This window comes from Bifidobacterium sp. W8112 (genome assembly GCF_016101425.1).
Classification (GTDB): Bacteria; Actinomycetota; Actinomycetes; order Actinomycetales; family Bifidobacteriaceae; genus Bombiscardovia; species Bombiscardovia apousia.
Genome location: NZ_JACFQN010000001.1, coordinates 753,053 through 769,491 on the forward strand (window position 1 = coordinate 753,053; position 16,439 = coordinate 769,491).

Consider the following 16,439-nt stretch of genomic DNA (forward strand, 5'->3'; position numbering starts at 1 on the left):
TTAAAAACTACCCCTGCTCCAAGCTGTCTGTGCTGAAAACCGAGTACATAACAGCTGAGCACATACGACACTTGATGAAAACTATATTTGATCTACGTCGATACCATTACAAGGATTCAATAATCATGGACCAGCTGATAATCTTGCGGATCGCGCCACAAGCCCGGCGATAATCTCCCGCCTGCCTTGCAGCCTCGAAAGCTGCTGCTACGGCCGGCTCTTCAATGCCGACCGCCTCGGCAATCCACAGCAGCGACGCAGCGTTCTCCAATTTGTTATAACAATTCTTTGCACTGTTATTCGGCTTCTGCCGGGAGTAGGCGCCTGATCCATGGGTTGCGTTAGCTGCAAACCACTGCACCATATGCTGTTTTTCTGTTCTTGCATGCGTATCCGGCGAATTGCCCACCTCGCGAATGTACTTATCGGAATACGGGTAATGCGAGCGCTTGAAACGCAACAAACGCGAAAAAGCAAGGCAACTCATATCATTTCTGCCTGCCACATGAACCCTCTTCATTAAAGGTTAACTTCAACTTTTACGTCAATTGTATCAGCAAACAATAATGGCATGTCCAGTTGGCAACTAGCCAAGCCGCATTGCTCGGATCGCGTCCATTTCACAGAACAAAGTACGTATACGGCACGCGTACATCAATAAACATTAGGCATACCCTGTCTGGCTGTTATATCAGGTATTCAATTTCACCATTGACAAGACTCAGGGCTTCTAGGTTAAGAACTGACTGACTCCAAATCACTCTCGGGAAATAGCGCCACCGTGCATGCCATAAAAGCCTTATGTCTTCGGCAAAGAACAATAAGAAGACAATGCCCCCCCTACAAATATTGTTGTTCGCTCCATAAGCCAAAGAAGTAGACTTCCACCAACTTGAACTTGTTAGCATAATCGCATATGCGCCGAGGAAGGCCAACGGGGCTTAAATGCAATACACACAACTGGGCGAAACGGGCATCAACATATCGAAGATCTGCGTGGGATGCATGAGCTTCGGCAAACCGGGCACCATGCACGACTGGACACTGGATGAGGAAGGGACCGACGCGGTCGTTGCGCACGCACTGGATCTGGGCATCACCTTCTTCGATACAGCGAACGGCTACTCGGACGGAACCAGCGAAGAGTACCTGGGAAAGGCGCTTAGCAAGCATACAAGCCGCGAGCGGGTGGTCATCGCCTCCAAGGTCTACTTCAATGAGGGGCGACTTTCATCCAAGGCCATCCATCGGGAGATCGAGGGGACGCTCATGCGGCTGGACACCGAATATCTGGACCTCTACATCATCCACAGATTCGACTATGAAACGCCCATCGAGGAGACCATGGAAGCGCTGAACGATCTGGTCCAGTCTGGCAAGGTGCGAGCACTGGGAGCCTCGGCCATGTATGCCGCCAGTTTCAGGACATGCAGAAAGTCGCCCAAGACAACGGTTGGGCCCATTTCAGTGCCATAGAGAGCCATTGCAACCTGCTCTACCGGGAGGACGAGAAAGACCTGATCCCCTTCTGCAAAAAGACGGACGTCTCGCTCATGCCCTACAGCCCTCTGGCCGCTGGCCATCTGACACGTCCCACCTGGACCGCCGACACCCTGCGTAGCGCCACCGATAAGGTCTCGCGCGGCAAGTACGACCGGGCCGAAGACAACGACTTGGCCATCATTGACCGCGTACAGAACGTGGCAGAGCGGCACAACGTACCTATGGCCCGGATAGCCATTGCCTGGCAGTGGGCCAAAGGCATCGCCTCACCGATCATCGGCGCCACCAAGACCCGTCATCTTGATGATGCAGTGGCTGCATTGGATTTGGAGCTCACGCCTGAGGAAATCTCCTCCATGGAGGAGCCCTACCTGCCGCACGAGACTGTGGGACCCATTGACAGCAATCCGCCCCAGGGCGTGGTGCTGCTGGACACGGAGGAGAATTAACTCGGCTGACACCCATAACTAGCTCGGTCCAGCTTATATGAAATAGAGTTCACGATAGCTTCTCTGTTGTGGGTTCTAATGAAAGATCAAAATCTTTGGATAATATCAATCCATCCACAATAGTCTGCTTCATATTTCTATAGTCTGTAGGTGTCACCCCTTTTTGCCGCTTAAATACGCGCGAAAAATAATTGAATGACCATCCTACTGATTGCGCTATTCGTTCCACCGGGTAATTAGTGGATCTCAACAAGCTCATTGCTCGATTCAAGCGGATTTCCTGAAGGACCTGGTTGGGAGTCAGCTGAATGGCATCTCGGAAGATTCTTGTTATATAACTTTCGCTAAAATGAAAGTGCTTTGAAAGATCCTCGAGTTTAATCTCTTCAGGGTAATGATTAGTCAAATAATCAATCATAGATTTAATCTTTGAATTATCCTGTGTCTTAGCAAATAGAGGCTCTACATAAGAAAAGGGCTGACGTTCGATCCGCTCCTGGTACAAGCCCAAAAGCAGGAGCTTGAGTAACGAGTCCATAAGCAACGGACGAACCTCCCCCAGTTCACGCCCGCCGACCGTTGCAGCAGTATGCAGCTGCTGAATAATCATCAGCAGCATAGGGGCATCAATATAAAAATCTCTGCACTCAAGAACTGGACGGATAATTTCATAGAGCCCAGATTCGACCACAAATTTAATATCCAATACTGTCGAACCCTGCAAAAACACATAACCATGAGAAGTACCCTCAAATACAATGAACAAATGATTCTTCTTTAAATCAATGATTTGTCCATCATATGTCAACTGTTCAGAGCCGGACATGAAGAATTGCAGTTGACAGAACTTATGCTTGTGTTTAGCAATCTCATCACCCAGCTGATAGGACTTTCCACTGATCCAGAGAATCCGGACGTCCTTGTCTCGCATACCTTCTCCTCACTGTTCTAGATACGGCGATTGGGATAATCATAATCGGCGAATCATGTCTGAATTTGAGCCATAGCATGATTTCCAGAACAGCTGCTGTTCAACCAATCACACGTTATCACGTAAACATTGCAGTTTGCTTGGAGGAATGGTTTCATGAACACGAACACAATAGCCGCAACGGCGCAGAAAAAAGTTCGATGGCATATTCTACCCTATTTGTTCATCATTTATTTTGTGGCATTTCTTGATCGTTCCAGCATAACTTACGCCTCCATTGGCGGCATGGATGCAGATCTAGGGTTAACTGCAACCACATATGGCTTTATCGCGGGCATATTCTTCATTGGGTATTTCTTGTTTGGCATCCCGGGAAATATGATCCTCGAAAAGGTCGGTGCAAAGCGATGGATCGCCCTCATTCTCATACTATGGGGGCTAGTAACCCTGCTGACCGGGTTTGTGCAATCAGCAGTCGAACTTACAATATTGCGCTTCTTGCTTGGCGTATTCGAAGCTGCGCTTTTCCCCGGTATGACTCTGATCGTTACCTACTGGTTTGTCAGCAAAACCAGAGCTGCAGCCATCGCCCTTTTCATGATTGCGCCTCCTCTGGCGAATTCATTCGGGGCACCTGTAGCGACTGCCATAATCAGCAACATCCACCAATTCTTAAATCTATCCGGTTGGCGTTGGCTTTTTCTGATAGTCGGATTGCCGGCTGTGCTCTTGGGAATATTCACATACTGGTATCTGAATGACAAGCCACAGGATGCCAAGTGGCTGACATCTGAAGAACGCCGATGGTTAATCGACGCGTTGGACAAAGACAACCAGGAAAATTCCAAAGAGGGCGAAATCGCCGCACCATTTAAAGAGGCATTCCTAGATAGGAAGATCTGGATCGTAACCCTTATGAACTTCTTCTATGTCATGGGGTTATATGGCATCACATTCTGGCTTCCGCAGATGATCAAGTCAATTTCCTCCAGCAGCTCCACCATGACTGTGGGCTGGTTAACGGCCATACCGTATCTTCTGGGAGCAGTGGCTTTGGTCGTAAATGCCCGGTCATCAGACCGGACAGGAGAGCGCTATTACCACACCGCTTTGGGTGCAATCGTCGGGGGATTGAGCCTGCTCGCATCTGCCCTAATACCTAATCCATACTTGGCTATGGTTTTCATCTGCCTTGCTGCAATAGGTCTTTACGCTTGGTCTGGACCCTATTGGGCAATCACCACGGCCATCGATCCCCGTATCGCAGCAGTCGGTTTGGGCATTGTCAATGCTATTGGCAACTTGGGAGGATTCGTCAGCCCTTATGTAGTCGGATGGCTGAAAGATTTGACAAACTCCACAGTAAGCGGGATGTACTTCCTAGCTGCATCGCTGATCCTGGCCGGATGTCTGGTCATGCTTTTGAAACGGACCAACGCACGTTAAATAACAACCAATAAGAAAGAGGCAATATCATGGTAAGAAAAATGATTGTTCCAGAGATGGAATGGACCGACCACCACAGCGAAGGCACTCAACAAGTTGCTGTCATGGAAAAAGTAGGAGATATTGACATCAAATATGCCAAAATCCCCCATGCGAAGGATAATGAAATTCGCGTAGATGTCAAATGGGTGGGCATATGCGGCTCGGATTTGGAGGTATATAGAGGAGCTAGAACACCTGAATTTCTCTCCTACCCTATGAGGTTGGGTCATGAAGTTGCAGGGATTGTCGATGAAGTGGGCTCACATGTGGTTGGTCTTAAGGTTGGCGATCATGTTGCACTGCGGTACGTGTGGGGAGCTTTTGCCGAGTACATTACTTGTGATCCATTCTCAGCGGTGCTGCTGCCCAAAGATTTTCCTCTCATGCATGGTTCTCTGATCGAAATCACGCCGACCATACTCAACGGCATGGAACGCGCAGAAATCAGCCAAGCCAAGAACGTGTTGATTATGGGTCAAGGCGTAAGTGGATTGCAACTGACACAGGTCGCACATTTATACAGCCCAAGGAACCTTGTAGTAACCGACCTATTCGATGAAAAGCTGGCGCTTTCCAGAGAATTCGGAGCTACTCGAACGTACCGAATCCCTTCACAGGACACGCCAACCATGGACATCGTAGGCAAAGACTTCCCAGATGGCTTTGATGTCGTGATCCCAGCACTGCTGGAAGGCGACGCCATAATCGATGCCTTGGATTGCTGCGCGCAGAATGCCAAATTGATCATGTACGGAGGCATCGGGAAAACCTCGAAGACCATCGATTTCTTCAAAATGCACCGTCGCCGCGTCGACATACTGACCACAGAACCCAAACGCGACATCGACAACCATCGACTGCTACGAGAGGGAAGAGACATGGTGCTCAATGGACTAATCAACACCGAGCGAACCGTTACCAACATCTTCCCGCTTTCTCAAATTGCCCGGGCCTTCAAATTGCGGAACCATACGCAAGCTGACGTCATCCATGTCATGATTGACTGTGATGCCACTCACGACGATGGTCGATACGATGAGTAAATCAGAAGTTGCCATGCACCAGCAGGGTGTTCGTCCAGGCTGCTTTTACTGCGAACATAGTGAAATACAACGGGCTAGGATGATTTTCATTACAAAATTATCAACATCCACCGTGTTCCTCAACAGGGATCAAACTCATCCGGGACGCTGCATCGTCGCATTGAACTGGCATGTTGACGAACTGTTTGAATTGAGAGGGAAAGAACTTACTCAATATATCCAAGAAGTCGCAGATGTCGCACGAGTTCTTAAATCCATTACCGGATGCAAAAAGATCAACTATGGCATATACGGTGATACCGTTTCCCATTTGCACTTCCATCTGGTCCCTAAGAAACCTGAAGACGACGATTGGGATGATGCTTTCATTAACAACCCACAAAACCCAATAACGGGCAAAGATGACGTTAATAACCGACTCATCAGCCAAATCCGACAGGAATTGGAGGATAGACATGAAACGCTCTGAGATTGACCACATTATCGATCGAGCTCTAGAGTTCAGCACCAATCGGGGTTTCGTTTTCCCGCGCTTTGCCTATTACACGGCAGAGGATTGGCAAAAGCTGAATAAGAATTCCCAAGAAATCATCGACAACATGCTGGGCTGGGATGTTACTGATTTCGGCGAAGGAAACTTTAGTAGACGTGGATTGGTAAGTTTCACTTTCCGCAATGGCAACTATGAGCACCCCGACCTATATCCCAAGCCTTATTGTGAGAAACTCTTCGTAATAGAAGATGGACAAGAGTTGCCCTATCACTTCCATCGAAAGAAAATGGAGGACATCATCAATAGAGGTGGAGGAACATTGGAAATCACCGTCTATAAAGCTGATGCCGACGAAAAGCTAGACAAACAGAAGTCAGTAACTTATGTCTCCGACGGAGAGCGATTCACTGTCCCCGCAGGCTCAGTAATTCAACTGCCACCCGGGCGGAGTGCCACCATGACGCAAGGAACATACCATCAATGGAAAGGAGTGCCTGGGACCGGCAGAATCCTCTTGTTCGAAGTATCATCCACCAACAACGACAAAACAGACAATCGTTTTCTGGAAGACATACCTCGACTGATTTCCGTCGAAGAAGATACACCAAGACAACATCTTCTTTTCAATGATTATGGTGAAATCAAGCTGAAAGGCTGACCGACGAATCATCGGTAAGACGGTGAAGGTGCCAGACCCTTTGAAGATCTGCCACCTTCACCGGTATGAAACTTCCTAAGTAACACCAGCTAAACACTCGCCTGCTCCAGGATCACTACCTCTCGCGGTTTCTGGCTGACATCTGTCTGACTAAACGGAAGATGATAAGCCCAGTTATGACCGCCGCAGTGGCAATGGACAGGGGAAGCACCACCGCAGATCCGGTTTTAGGCAGCGCGACTTTCAGAGCGTTCCAGTCATCACTGTTGGATTCAACAGCTTGATCGGCACAGAGCAGACGGCCATCGACCACCGCTCCGCGAGAATTCGCTCGGTCTGAGATTTTTTGGCCATTTTCCAGTTGAGGCAGGGAGGCCTGATCCTCCACCGGGCAGGGCACCAGCGGACTGCCTGTCACCCGGGCTCTGTCGGTGTGCCTACCTGATATGCCTGTCACTGTGGCATGCACATCAACAGACTGTCCGGGTCGAAGCATCAGGGTCGACCAGTTGTCAGGATAGTGGATTCCGGTCACCCGCCCCTGACCGACGACTGTCTGATCCTCCAAGTGCAGTTGCCGAGCGGGGAAAACTGCTCCGGTCCCATCGCTGGGATCGCGAGGAGAATCGTTGGTGATTCGGAAGACAATGGCGACATCGTCATGAGTCCGGAGAGCCTGCTCCGGCTGATCCCGATCACCCTTGAGCATGCCGCCAGCCTGATCGAATTTCTCGATATGCAGAGCCGGGGTCATATCGGGCGTTCTGGTCCAGACTGTGTTGGAGACCAGGGTCTTGTCCTGATAGAACTCAGTGAATCGGTTCTCATGACGTTCCACGTTCTTCAGACGCCTGCATTGCAGGTAGGCCCTCCAGCCGACCGGGCGGTCGCCTGAAGCGCTGACTAGGGCCAGATATCGCGGTGTGGCCTCCACTTTGACCAGACCTGCCGGGTCTGCCGTCATCGTGAACAAGGGCCCACCATGTATATCTGCGGACATATCCGAACCGGCCATGATCTGTCCATGATGAATGAGGATGCGCCCATTCTCGTAAAGGTCCTGGGTTGCGTAGACGGCCCAATGGCCAGTGAACTGATCCACCGTAGGATCCAGCCGATCCTCAATCCGCCAGGTTTTCACTTGCGGGTAAGCCCGTCCGGCCGGCAGCAGACTTGAGTCCAGGCGATAGAGGAAGAGCCGATCGCGGTAGATGCTGCTGCCATGTGCGCTTTTCCCGCCCACGGCGACCACCACATCCTTGGCGGGATTGAGCAACTTGACCGGATTGGTAACCACGTTGGTCGCTTTATGCAGGTCGTTGACGATCTGGGTCGCTTGGTTACGTACTACGTGACCTGATTCTGCACGGATGACCGTGTAGGGCAGGATCAGATCGTAGGTTCGGCCCAACAGCCCTTGGTCAATAGCCGGCTCTCTGAGAGGATTATGACCTCGTGCAGCAGCATAGGCAGCCAGATCAGCTGGTTGGGGATCCCCTTTGAGGGTCACGCCGGTGGCCGGAACATAGGTATCCACAGTTTTGGCAAAGGCCAGCACTACGCCGTTTTCCACCTGGATATTGAAAGCCTTGGTGTAATCGCGGCCGTCGGAGCCCAGAACTTCGATACGTTTGGAATTGATATCCAGGTGCCGAGCGTCGTAGGCATCCGTCATACCCAGCCGCCAAACAGGATAGGCGATGTCTTTGTGACGGGCGTCCAGACTAATCCGGTAGGCCCCTTGGTCGCCTATGAACAGCACCTTGCCATCGATGCTGACGCCTGGATCATGCGCGCTGACATCGCTCTTTGAGGGATGGAAGTCGGCTGGCGGATTGCTCACCTGGTTGGAGGGGGTCAATGAGTTGTTCAGTGTCAGCACCCACTGATTGCCCACCCGATGATCCGTTGGGGCCTTGGGATCGACTGTGCCCTCAAAGCGCAGGCGGATTCTGGGGTTGCCCCCGGCACGCCACTGGCTGATCCGGGTGGGGTCGGTGATGGTCACCCGCAGGCTGTGCTCCTTGTCCTTCCACTTTGTGGCGTATCCGGTCTTGGCGATGACATCGCCGCTCTGCAGATCAGTCACCTCAAGAGTCTGCTTGTCAGGCAAAAACCAGCGGTCGTAGACATCAGTCAGAATGATCGATTTGACAGGATAGGCCAGGTTGTCGGGCAGGCTCGGCTGGGTATCCAACTGATACTCCAACCGCTGGCCAGGAAAGACCACCTTGCCGTCAACGCTGGCCTGCTCCCCGCCTTGACCGGCCTCCGAGATGACATCCTTGCGTACCGGAGGCAGATATCCGCAGATGCCCGGCTCATTGGTCTGCACGCTCTGCGTATTGACTGTCTGGGAGCCTGAGTTGGTCAGCGCCGCGCCCTGGCTGCCATGGCCTTTCGGGGCCTTGCAAAAGGTCAGTTCCTGGTCAGGTGTTCCGCCCAGGTCCTTGCGAACCTTGGCTGCACCGCCGCCATTGGCAAAGCGAACCGTAAAGGGAACCAGCATGGTGACCTGCCTGGGGTCCTCCATCCCCTTGAGACCGTTCAGCCATCCGCTTTTGGCCTGTGCCCGCGCCCGGGTGCCGGTCACGCTGATCTCGAAACGGTCGGTCACATCCCTGCCCTTGTCCACAATGTCCTCGATGCTGCTGCGGCGGTAGTGCCCATCGGCATCCGCCTTGGCCTTGGCCTCGAAGATGCGAATAGCCCGAGCGCCATCCTGATCAACCAGATAGTCGGCAGCGCTCCAGTCGTCAGCCAAAGCGAAAACCTTAGGCGCTTCGATCAGATGGGCTTCAACAGTGGCGTTGACCACCGATCCCACTCTGTCGCCGTCCAGAAAGGCACGTCCGTCGCCACCAGTTTTGTTGGTCCATTGAGGGTCAACGACTGCCTTCCAGAGCCCGGTGGCGGGATCGTGCAGAATCCAGGATTTGTCGGGACTGGGCTTCCAAGTGGGAGTGCGGCGCTCAGGGGTCGACTGGTCAACCTGACGGACGCTGCCCTTCCAATGCACTTTTCCAGAGTCCAATATGACCCCAATGTCCGGCTGCTCGACGGTCACGTCCAGCTGCCATGCCCATTGATGCTCCTCGGGCAGAGCCCCGCCCTTCCAGGTGGCTGTAGCCCTATTGCCGGGCGGTCTGCTCCCATCGGCGGTGTTGAAAGTGAATTTGCTGGTCAGATCCTCACCGCTGGTCAGGTCTTTGACCTTCTGCCCGCCGATATGGTACTGCTTGCCTTGGGGATCGAAGACATCGCTGAAGGTCAACTCACGGCCGCCTCGACCGGTTCCTGTCTCGATGCGGGTGCGGTTGGCCATACCATCCGCGCTGGTGCCAGGATCCACTTTCTTATCGGGCGGGTTTGGTGGCAGATCAGCAGGTTTGGGCTCATAGTCATTGAGCATGAAGACCACCAGGGAGATGCCGTGCTCGTTGCCGGCGTACAGGTCGGCGAACTTGTCCAGGCTGTCTCCAGGCTGGTCCCAAAAAGGTTCGCCGGTACGATAGGTCACCCCTCGGTTGCTGAAGGTACGGTTGGCCACCTGGCTTCGCCAGTTGTCCATCCATATGCTATGGATGGCCATGCTGACCCCATCGAAGACCCGCTGAGAGCCGCGGTAGCCCGTGACCACACCCACGCCGGTCACCCGGCAGTGGCCCTGTCCGGATTGGTCGGCATGGGCCTCGTTGAAGCGTGCCTGGCAGTTGCCGTTGGCCTCATTCAGAGCCTGGCGTTTGACCCGAGCAGTAGTGGCATTGCCGCCATCGACAATCCCCATCGTGGAGAAGGCTCTGTCGATGCTGCCTATCTCATAGCCGCCGAAGGAGCCCTGATCGTCATCCTTGTAGGTCCAGCCCTGCCAAAACCGACCATTGCCTTCAGCACCGCCGCCGGAATGTCCTGGTCCGCCGCCAGCCATGGCGGGGGCCGCCGGGCCGACAAGGGCCGCCAGTGCAGCCAAGGCCGCCAGCAGACCCTTCCATCTGCGCTTGTTCATACTTGTCCTCACTCTTCGCCCACCCCATGAATCGAGTATGAGCGGCCGCCGAACAGGCGTGAGCGTCAGCGAAGCACTGTGGTCGAATGTGCCCCGGGACGGTTATGCTGTGTATGAGACATACCTATGCCGTCCAGACCGAAAAGGAGACAGGACAATGGCAGAGACATTCGACGTGTTGGTCGAGATCCCCCGGGGCTCCCGCAACAAGTATGAGATGGACCACGACAGCGGCCACATCAGGCTGGACCGCACCCTCTTCACCTCCATGGGCTACCCCGACGACTACGGCTACATCGACGGCACCCTGGGCGAGGACGGCGATCCCCTGGATGCCCTGGTCATGATTCCCGATTCGGTCTTCCCGGGCTGCATCGTCGAATGCCGCGCCGTGGGTCTCTACCACATGGTCGACGAGGCTGGCGGGGACGACAAGGTCCTTTGCGTGCCCGCCGACGTCCGCTTCGACGCTATCAAGGACATCGACGACGTCTCCGACTTCCACAAGCAGGAGATCAAGCACTTCTTCGAGCAGTACAAGGCCCTGGAGCCCGGCAAGGAGGTCATGCCCGGCGACTACTGGACCAACGCCGAGGCCGCTGAGACCCAGATCAAGGCTGCACGCCAGCGCCTGGCCGCCCAGCACTGACCTTTCAAGGCCGCCCAGCGGTCGCAACAACCCCGGCAAGGGCTCAATCGAGCATCCGAACCGGGGTTTTGCATGCCCAAATCCTCCCAAAAAGCGCCTGGCCGTCTACGATTGCGAATTGCGGGTGCGCGCGCAAGGGCAGGAGCGGCTATGACTTTCTATACATACCAATACCTCAAGGGCGGGCAGACCAACTGGACCATGATCAGGATCATCGTGGTCGTCGTTCTGGCCCTGGCCTTTCTCTTCTTCCTGTTCATGTACTCCCGCCACCGTTGGAACCATAAGTACAAGGATCTGTCCATCATCCTGGCCACCCTGCTTCTGCTGGCGGCGGCCATCCAGTACAGCGACTACACCAATCTGCGCACAGCCAGCCTGCAGAGCGGTCAGCTGACCACGGTCATCGACAAGTCCGCCGCCAAGCTCAAGGTCAACCCTGAGCAGATCAGCATCAACGACACCTCGCGCAACAATGACATGATCATCAAGACCCCCAAGGGCTACTACACCCTGGTATTCAACAGCTCCGGCTCCGAGTTCCTGCTGCAGCGCGCCGACCTGTACCACCCAGACATCACCGTGATCGGAGAGTGACCCATGGATATCAATTTCTACGTCAACGTGGCCCTGAAGCTGATCGTCGGACTGCTCTTCATCACCCTGCTCATCAATGTGACCGGCAAGGGGAATCTGGCGCCCACCTCGCCCATGGACCAGCTGCAGAACTACGTCCTGGGCGGCATCATCGGCGGGGTCATCTACAGCGACAGCATCTCCATGGCCCAGTACATCGTCATTCTGCTGATATGGGCGGCGCTGATCCTCATCACCCGATATGCCAAGACCCATATCCACACGGTAGGCAAGTACATCGACGGCGAACCGGTCACCATCATCAAGAACGGCAAGCTGCTGGTACAAAATTGTCTCAAGGTCAACCTGACGGCCAAGGAGGTGGACTTCAAGCTGCGCACCAAGGGCATCAACGACATCCGCGATGTCAAACGGGGCATCGTCGAGCAGAACGGCAGCCTGACCATCATCTCCGAGGGTGACAAGGACGTGCGCTATCCGGTGGTCATGGACGGACGGGTCAATCCGGACGTGCTGGATACCATGGGACGGGACGAGGACTGGCTCAACGAGCAACTGGCCAAGCAGGGCATAGACAAGGTCAGCGATGTATACATGGCGCGCTTCCAGAACGGTGAGTTCTATGCCGTCACCTACCAGGATCAGTAGTACTCGAAAACTGACTACAGAATTCGCGAATCACTCGACATTCAGGTGTCATAAGCAATTGTTGCAATGTACACTGTAGTGTACACTTTCTTGTGGGGAATGGGACGCATCTTCTCGAAATAAGAGGGGAAAGCGACACCATGCCCTTATCCATCATTGAGGTACTGGAGACTGAGGAATTCAGCCGGTGGATTGATGAATTGAAAGACACTCAGTCGGCAGCCCGCATCCTACACCGATGGGAACAAGTAAAACGATCCGGACACCTTTTAGGCGACTGGAAGACTGTGGGAGAAGGCATATTTGAAATGCGTTTTCACAATGGTCCGGGTTACCGCACCTACTTCGGACTGAAGAACAAACAGGTCGTGTTGCTGCTTTGCGGCGGCAGCAAGACTCACCAGAAGAGGGACATAGACCGGGCAAAACATCTGTGGAAGTCATATCTCGAGAGCTGACAGCATCCAGATGGGCAACAAACGGACCATATTAAGGACAGAGTCGTGATGACGTTGAAGATCAGGGAATTCCATGCAGGCGACCATATACATACCGAACAAACAGCCGTCCGCTACCTGCAGGTTGCCATGGAGGAGGCCGACAAGGCCGAAACCTCTCGGCAAGGGGCTGCAATCATCGCAGATGCACTCGGCGAGGTGGCGCGAGCACAGAGGCATATGAGCGCCATCGCCTCTGATGCCGACCGATCCCGGTCGGGCATCTACAAGGCCCTGAGCAATCAGGGGGATCCGGCGCTGAGCACGGTCATCAGCGCCGTCCATGCGGCAGGGGGCAGTCTGACTGTGACCGTGGCTCACTAAGGGGCCGATCGGACAGCCTGTCATGCTTGATTATCACAGCGCTGACAGGTAAAATCTATGTCCATATTGTTATGGCGTAGCATGTGAACGGCATTCAACGAATTCAAAGCCGACACCAATCGGCAGTTCCGCGCTCGACGCTCCCGAGGCGTAGGCGGGTTTGAGGAGACCTGGTCGAGGCCCATCCCACCGGGGATGAACCCTTTCAAGGAATGCCGTGTTTTTGAGATTGTTGTTTATCGCTTTAGGTGTATCTTCTGATGCCTTCGCTGTCTCCATCAGCAAGGGGCTGTCCGTGGACCGACTGCGGGCGCGCCATCATTGGCTGGTCGGACTTTGGTTCGGCGGATTCCAGACTCTGCTGCCCTTGCTAGGGTACTTCGCCGCCTCCATGCTGCAGGACTCTTTGGCCGCCGTGGATCACTGGATTATCTTCGGCATCCTTTCAGCCATCGGGGTCAACATGATCCGCGAGGGCGTCTACGGCGAGGAGGAGGGAGCGAACGGCGAGGAGAGCTTCTCCTGGCGGCAGATGCTCCCCGCAGCCATCGCCACCAGCATCGACTCATTCGGCGTGGGGGCAGGCCTGGCCCTGCTGGGCATCAACATCTGGCTGTCCGCACTGGTCATTGGGCTGGTGACGGCTGCAGCCTCCATTCTGGGGCTGCGCATCGGATACGCTGTCGGGTCACGCTGGCGCAAACCTTCCAGAATCGCCGGCGGCATCATTCTGATCGTCATGGGCATCCAGATCCTTCTGGATCACCTGATGAATGCCTGACTCAGAACGTCGTCTGCACGACCACGACAGCCAGAACCACGATGGACCCGGCCAGAAGAACCGACATCAGCGCCAGACCAAGGGCCCCACGCCGATCAGCTGCCTCCTGGGCCCAGCGATAGCCCGAGGTCATGAGCCCGACCAGCAGCAGCAAGGCCACAAGCACCACCAGGATCAGCATCAGGTCAGGATGCAGGCCTCTGACCAGCTCCGGCAGGAAGACCCACCCCGAGGCGGCGACGGCGGTCACCCCGTCCATGGCGGTTGCAGCAATGCCGCGGATGACCATCCGCCTGTCCCGACGCAGCATCTGCCGAGCAAACATAAACACGGCCAGGAGGGCCAGCAGGAATGCCGCAGTCGACAGCCAGGCCCAGAGGGCACCAGCCCCCTGCACCACCAGGGCCGGCACCAGAGCGACCAAGGTCAACAGACCGAACATGGCTCGGTCAGGGCCAGGTCGGATGCCTTTGCCCACCAGGGGCCAGGCGGCCAACAGGGCCAATGCCAGCACCAGGACCAGGACGGTCTGCACCCATCGAGCGACCCGGGGTCCGGCCAGCAAGCCCGTCGCCAGGCCCGGCACAATCAGGGCCGCCAAGGCCAGCAGCTGCGTCAGGGCGGGCGCGCGCCCATCCTGGGTTTCTTTTCCGGTCTGCGCCATGGGTCCTCCTGCCTGTCCCCGTCGGGGAGCCATACGTCACATCCTAGGGCAAGGCCATCCTGTGAACTCGGAGCCTCTGTGACGGGCCGATTGTACAATGATGACGACTGTTCAACGAATCCACCCCCGCTATGGACGAACGGACAGGGAAGAAGGTACCCCCGTGACGGATCTGACCTTGATGACCTGCGCCGAGGACCCGGCATCGGTTCTGCCAGCCTTGGCCCTGCTCTCCCATCGGGTGCGCGTCCTGCCCCTGGATGCCGCCTCCCTGGTAAGAATGCCCGAGGACACCGTGTTGCTGATCGACGCCAGCGACGACCTGGCCGAGGCCAAGACCCTCTGCAACCTGACCCGGGCCTCGGGCCTGTCCACGCCCATCATCCTGATTCTGAGCGAGGGCGGCTTCACCGTGGTCAATGCCAGCTGGGGTGTGGCTGATGTGATCATTCAGTCCGCATCGCCCGCCGAGGTCGAGGCCCGGCTGCGCTTGGTCTGTCAGCGCGTGACACCGGCACGCAAGCCCGATGCTCAGCCAGAAGAGGCGGAGGAGCAGGTGCCTACCGGCCAGGTCCGCTCGGGTGACCTGGTTGTGGATACCGAAAGCTACACGGCCCGAATCCACGGCCGTCCCATCAACCTGGCCTACAAGGAGTTCGAGCTGCTCAAATATCTGGTCCAGCATCCAGGCAGGGTCTTCACCAGGGCCCAGCTCCTCCAGGAGGTCTGGGGCTATGACTACTACGGCGGCACCAGGACAGTGGATGTACACGTGCGGCGGCTCAGGGCCAAGCTGGGCAGCGAGTACGAGCATCTGATCGGCACGGTCCGCAATGTGGGATACCGGTTCGACCCGCCCTCATCGGCACGAACGGCCCAAGCCCCCAAGGCCACGACAGATGCAGGAAGCGGACCGGACACCGCCGGGCACAATGACAACCAGTCCGAACAATCCAAAGATGCCAAGAAGAAGAAAACCGATCATAGTGACTGATGCATCATCCAATCAACAGCACCGCCAAGGCAGGGAGAGCAAGGCCCGGCGCCTGACCCGCATGCACGAGGAGTACCGCATCCTCTGCCAGGTCTTTCCCGAGGCGGTCTGCGCCCTGCACTTCCGCAACCCCTTCGAACTGCTGGTGGCCACGGTCCTAAGCGCCCAGACCACCGACAAGCGGGTCAACTCGGTGACCCCCGAACTCTTCGAGCGCTATCCAGACCCTGCGGCCATGGCCCAGGCCCAGCCGGCCGAGCTGGAGGCCATCATCCACCCAGTGGGTTTCTACCATGCCAAGGCCCGCCACCTCTTGGGGCTCTCCCTGATGCTGACTGAGGACTATGGCGGCAAAGTTCCCCAGACCATGGAGGAGCTGACCAGCCTGCCCGGCGTGGGGCGCAAGACCGCCAACGTGGTCCTGGGCAACGCCTTCAACATCCCCGGATTCCCGGTGGACACCCACGTCACCCGGGTCACCGGCCGCCTGCGCTGGCGGACCGACTGGCGCAGCACCCACCCCGATCCGGTGAAGATCGAGCACGAAATCTGCGACTGCTTCCCGCCCGAGGACTGGACCAATCTGTCGCACAGGCTGATTCTGCACGGCCGGGCCACCTGCCACGCCCGCAAGCCCGACTGCCTGCACTGCCCACTGGCCGAGACATGTCCCAGCGCCGAGCTCCTGGCCGGACCGGCCTCTCGATAGAATCA

Annotated in this window: 18 protein-coding genes; 14 read left to right on the plus strand and 4 right to left on the minus strand. The window is 55.6% G+C overall.

What is annotated here, in order from left to right:
• Positions 1 to 106: 106 nt before the first annotated feature.
• A complete protein-coding gene (locus H3T92_RS03140) occupies positions 107 to 505 on the minus strand; it encodes a hypothetical protein (protein WP_198189379.1) in 399 nt (132 codons plus the stop codon).
• Between the two features lie 440 nt (positions 506 to 945).
• Between H3T92_RS03140 and H3T92_RS08280 the strand changes: the two genes are divergently transcribed.
• Positions 946 to 1,476, plus strand: coding sequence for an aldo/keto reductase (locus H3T92_RS08280; protein WP_269748518.1), 531 nt, complete (start codon positions 946 to 948; stop codon positions 1,474 to 1,476).
• A complete protein-coding gene (locus tag H3T92_RS08285; protein WP_269748519.1) occupies positions 1,428 to 1,952 on the plus strand; it encodes an aldo/keto reductase in 525 nt (174 codons plus the stop codon). The genes H3T92_RS08280 and H3T92_RS08285 overlap by 49 nt, the downstream gene beginning before the upstream one ends.
• A gap of 49 nt (positions 1,953 to 2,001) precedes the next feature.
• Here the strand turns inward: H3T92_RS08285 and H3T92_RS03150 are convergent, their stop codons facing one another.
• Positions 2,002 to 2,883, minus strand: coding sequence for an AraC family transcriptional regulator (locus H3T92_RS03150; RefSeq protein WP_144084971.1), 882 nt, complete (start codon positions 2,881 to 2,883; stop codon positions 2,002 to 2,004).
• Positions 2,884 to 3,039: 156 nt separating this feature from the next.
• Between H3T92_RS03150 and H3T92_RS03155 the strand changes: the two genes are divergently transcribed.
• The 4 genes from H3T92_RS03155 to H3T92_RS03170 are packed head-to-tail and all read left to right on the plus strand — an operon-like array spanning position 3,040 to position 6,565.
• Positions 3,040 to 4,329 carry an MFS transporter gene (locus tag H3T92_RS03155; protein WP_144084970.1) on the plus strand — a complete coding sequence of 430 codons (1,290 nt, stop codon included), beginning with the start codon at positions 3,040 to 3,042 and terminating at the stop codon, positions 4,327 to 4,329.
• Between the two features lie 29 nt (positions 4,330 to 4,358).
• Positions 4,359 to 5,414 carry a zinc-dependent alcohol dehydrogenase gene (locus H3T92_RS03160; RefSeq protein ID WP_045924891.1) on the plus strand — a complete coding sequence of 352 codons (1,056 nt, stop codon included), beginning with the start codon at positions 4,359 to 4,361 and terminating at the stop codon, positions 5,412 to 5,414.
• Positions 5,407 to 5,883 (plus strand): HIT family protein, encoded by a 477-nt coding sequence (locus tag H3T92_RS03165; protein ID WP_198189380.1) that lies wholly within the window; start codon positions 5,407 to 5,409, stop codon positions 5,881 to 5,883. The genes H3T92_RS03160 and H3T92_RS03165 overlap by 8 nt, the downstream gene beginning before the upstream one ends.
• A complete protein-coding gene (locus tag H3T92_RS03170; protein ID WP_144084969.1) occupies positions 5,870 to 6,565 on the plus strand; it encodes a D-lyxose/D-mannose family sugar isomerase in 696 nt (231 codons plus the stop codon). The genes H3T92_RS03165 and H3T92_RS03170 overlap by 14 nt, the downstream gene beginning before the upstream one ends.
• 115 nt (positions 6,566 to 6,680) lie before the next feature.
• Here the strand turns inward: H3T92_RS03170 and H3T92_RS03175 are convergent, their stop codons facing one another.
• A complete protein-coding gene (locus H3T92_RS03175) occupies positions 6,681 to 10,571 on the minus strand; it encodes an LPXTG cell wall anchor domain-containing protein (protein ID WP_144084968.1) in 3,891 nt (1,296 codons plus the stop codon).
• A 157-nt stretch (positions 10,572 to 10,728) separates the two neighbouring features.
• Between H3T92_RS03175 and H3T92_RS03180 the strand changes: the two genes are divergently transcribed.
• From H3T92_RS03180 to H3T92_RS03205, 6 genes are all read left to right on the plus strand, one after another.
• Positions 10,729 to 11,220 carry an inorganic diphosphatase gene (locus H3T92_RS03180; RefSeq protein ID WP_045924895.1) on the plus strand — a complete coding sequence of 164 codons (492 nt, stop codon included), beginning with the start codon at positions 10,729 to 10,731 and terminating at the stop codon, positions 11,218 to 11,220.
• A gap of 150 nt (positions 11,221 to 11,370) precedes the next feature.
• A complete protein-coding gene (locus tag H3T92_RS03185) occupies positions 11,371 to 11,817 on the plus strand; it encodes a DUF3290 family protein (RefSeq protein ID WP_015022498.1) in 447 nt (148 codons plus the stop codon).
• A gap of 3 nt (positions 11,818 to 11,820) precedes the next feature.
• Entirely contained in the window at positions 11,821 to 12,465 is a 645-nt protein-coding gene (locus H3T92_RS03190; protein ID WP_198189381.1) for a DUF421 domain-containing protein, read from the plus strand.
• A 140-nt stretch (positions 12,466 to 12,605) separates the two neighbouring features.
• Positions 12,606 to 12,923 carry a type II toxin-antitoxin system RelE/ParE family toxin gene (locus H3T92_RS03195; RefSeq protein WP_144084967.1) on the plus strand — a complete coding sequence of 106 codons (318 nt, stop codon included), beginning with the start codon at positions 12,606 to 12,608 and terminating at the stop codon, positions 12,921 to 12,923.
• A 48-nt stretch (positions 12,924 to 12,971) separates the two neighbouring features.
• Positions 12,972 to 13,286 carry an addiction module antidote protein gene (locus tag H3T92_RS03200; protein WP_232341890.1) on the plus strand — a complete coding sequence of 105 codons (315 nt, stop codon included), beginning with the start codon at positions 12,972 to 12,974 and terminating at the stop codon, positions 13,284 to 13,286.
• 217 nt (positions 13,287 to 13,503) lie between these two features.
• Entirely contained in the window at positions 13,504 to 14,067 is a 564-nt protein-coding gene (locus H3T92_RS03205; protein WP_144084965.1) for a manganese efflux pump MntP, read from the plus strand.
• Between the two features lies 1 nt (position 14,068).
• Here the strand turns inward: H3T92_RS03205 and H3T92_RS03210 are convergent, their stop codons facing one another.
• Entirely contained in the window at positions 14,069 to 14,731 is a 663-nt protein-coding gene (locus H3T92_RS03210) for a hypothetical protein (RefSeq protein WP_144084964.1), read from the minus strand.
• A gap of 181 nt (positions 14,732 to 14,912) precedes the next feature.
• On the opposite strand from H3T92_RS03210, the gene H3T92_RS03215 reads away from it, so the two are divergent.
• Together H3T92_RS03215 and nth are read left to right on the plus strand one after the other, a co-directional pair.
• Complete coding sequence (locus H3T92_RS03215) at positions 14,913 to 15,725, plus strand: winged helix-turn-helix transcriptional regulator (RefSeq protein WP_232341891.1); 813 nt, start codon at positions 14,913 to 14,915, stop codon at positions 15,723 to 15,725.
• A gap of 61 nt (positions 15,726 to 15,786) precedes the next feature.
• A complete protein-coding gene (gene nth / locus H3T92_RS03220; protein WP_144085202.1) occupies positions 15,787 to 16,434 on the plus strand; it encodes an endonuclease III in 648 nt (215 codons plus the stop codon).
• Positions 16,435 to 16,439: the final 5 nt, after the last annotated feature.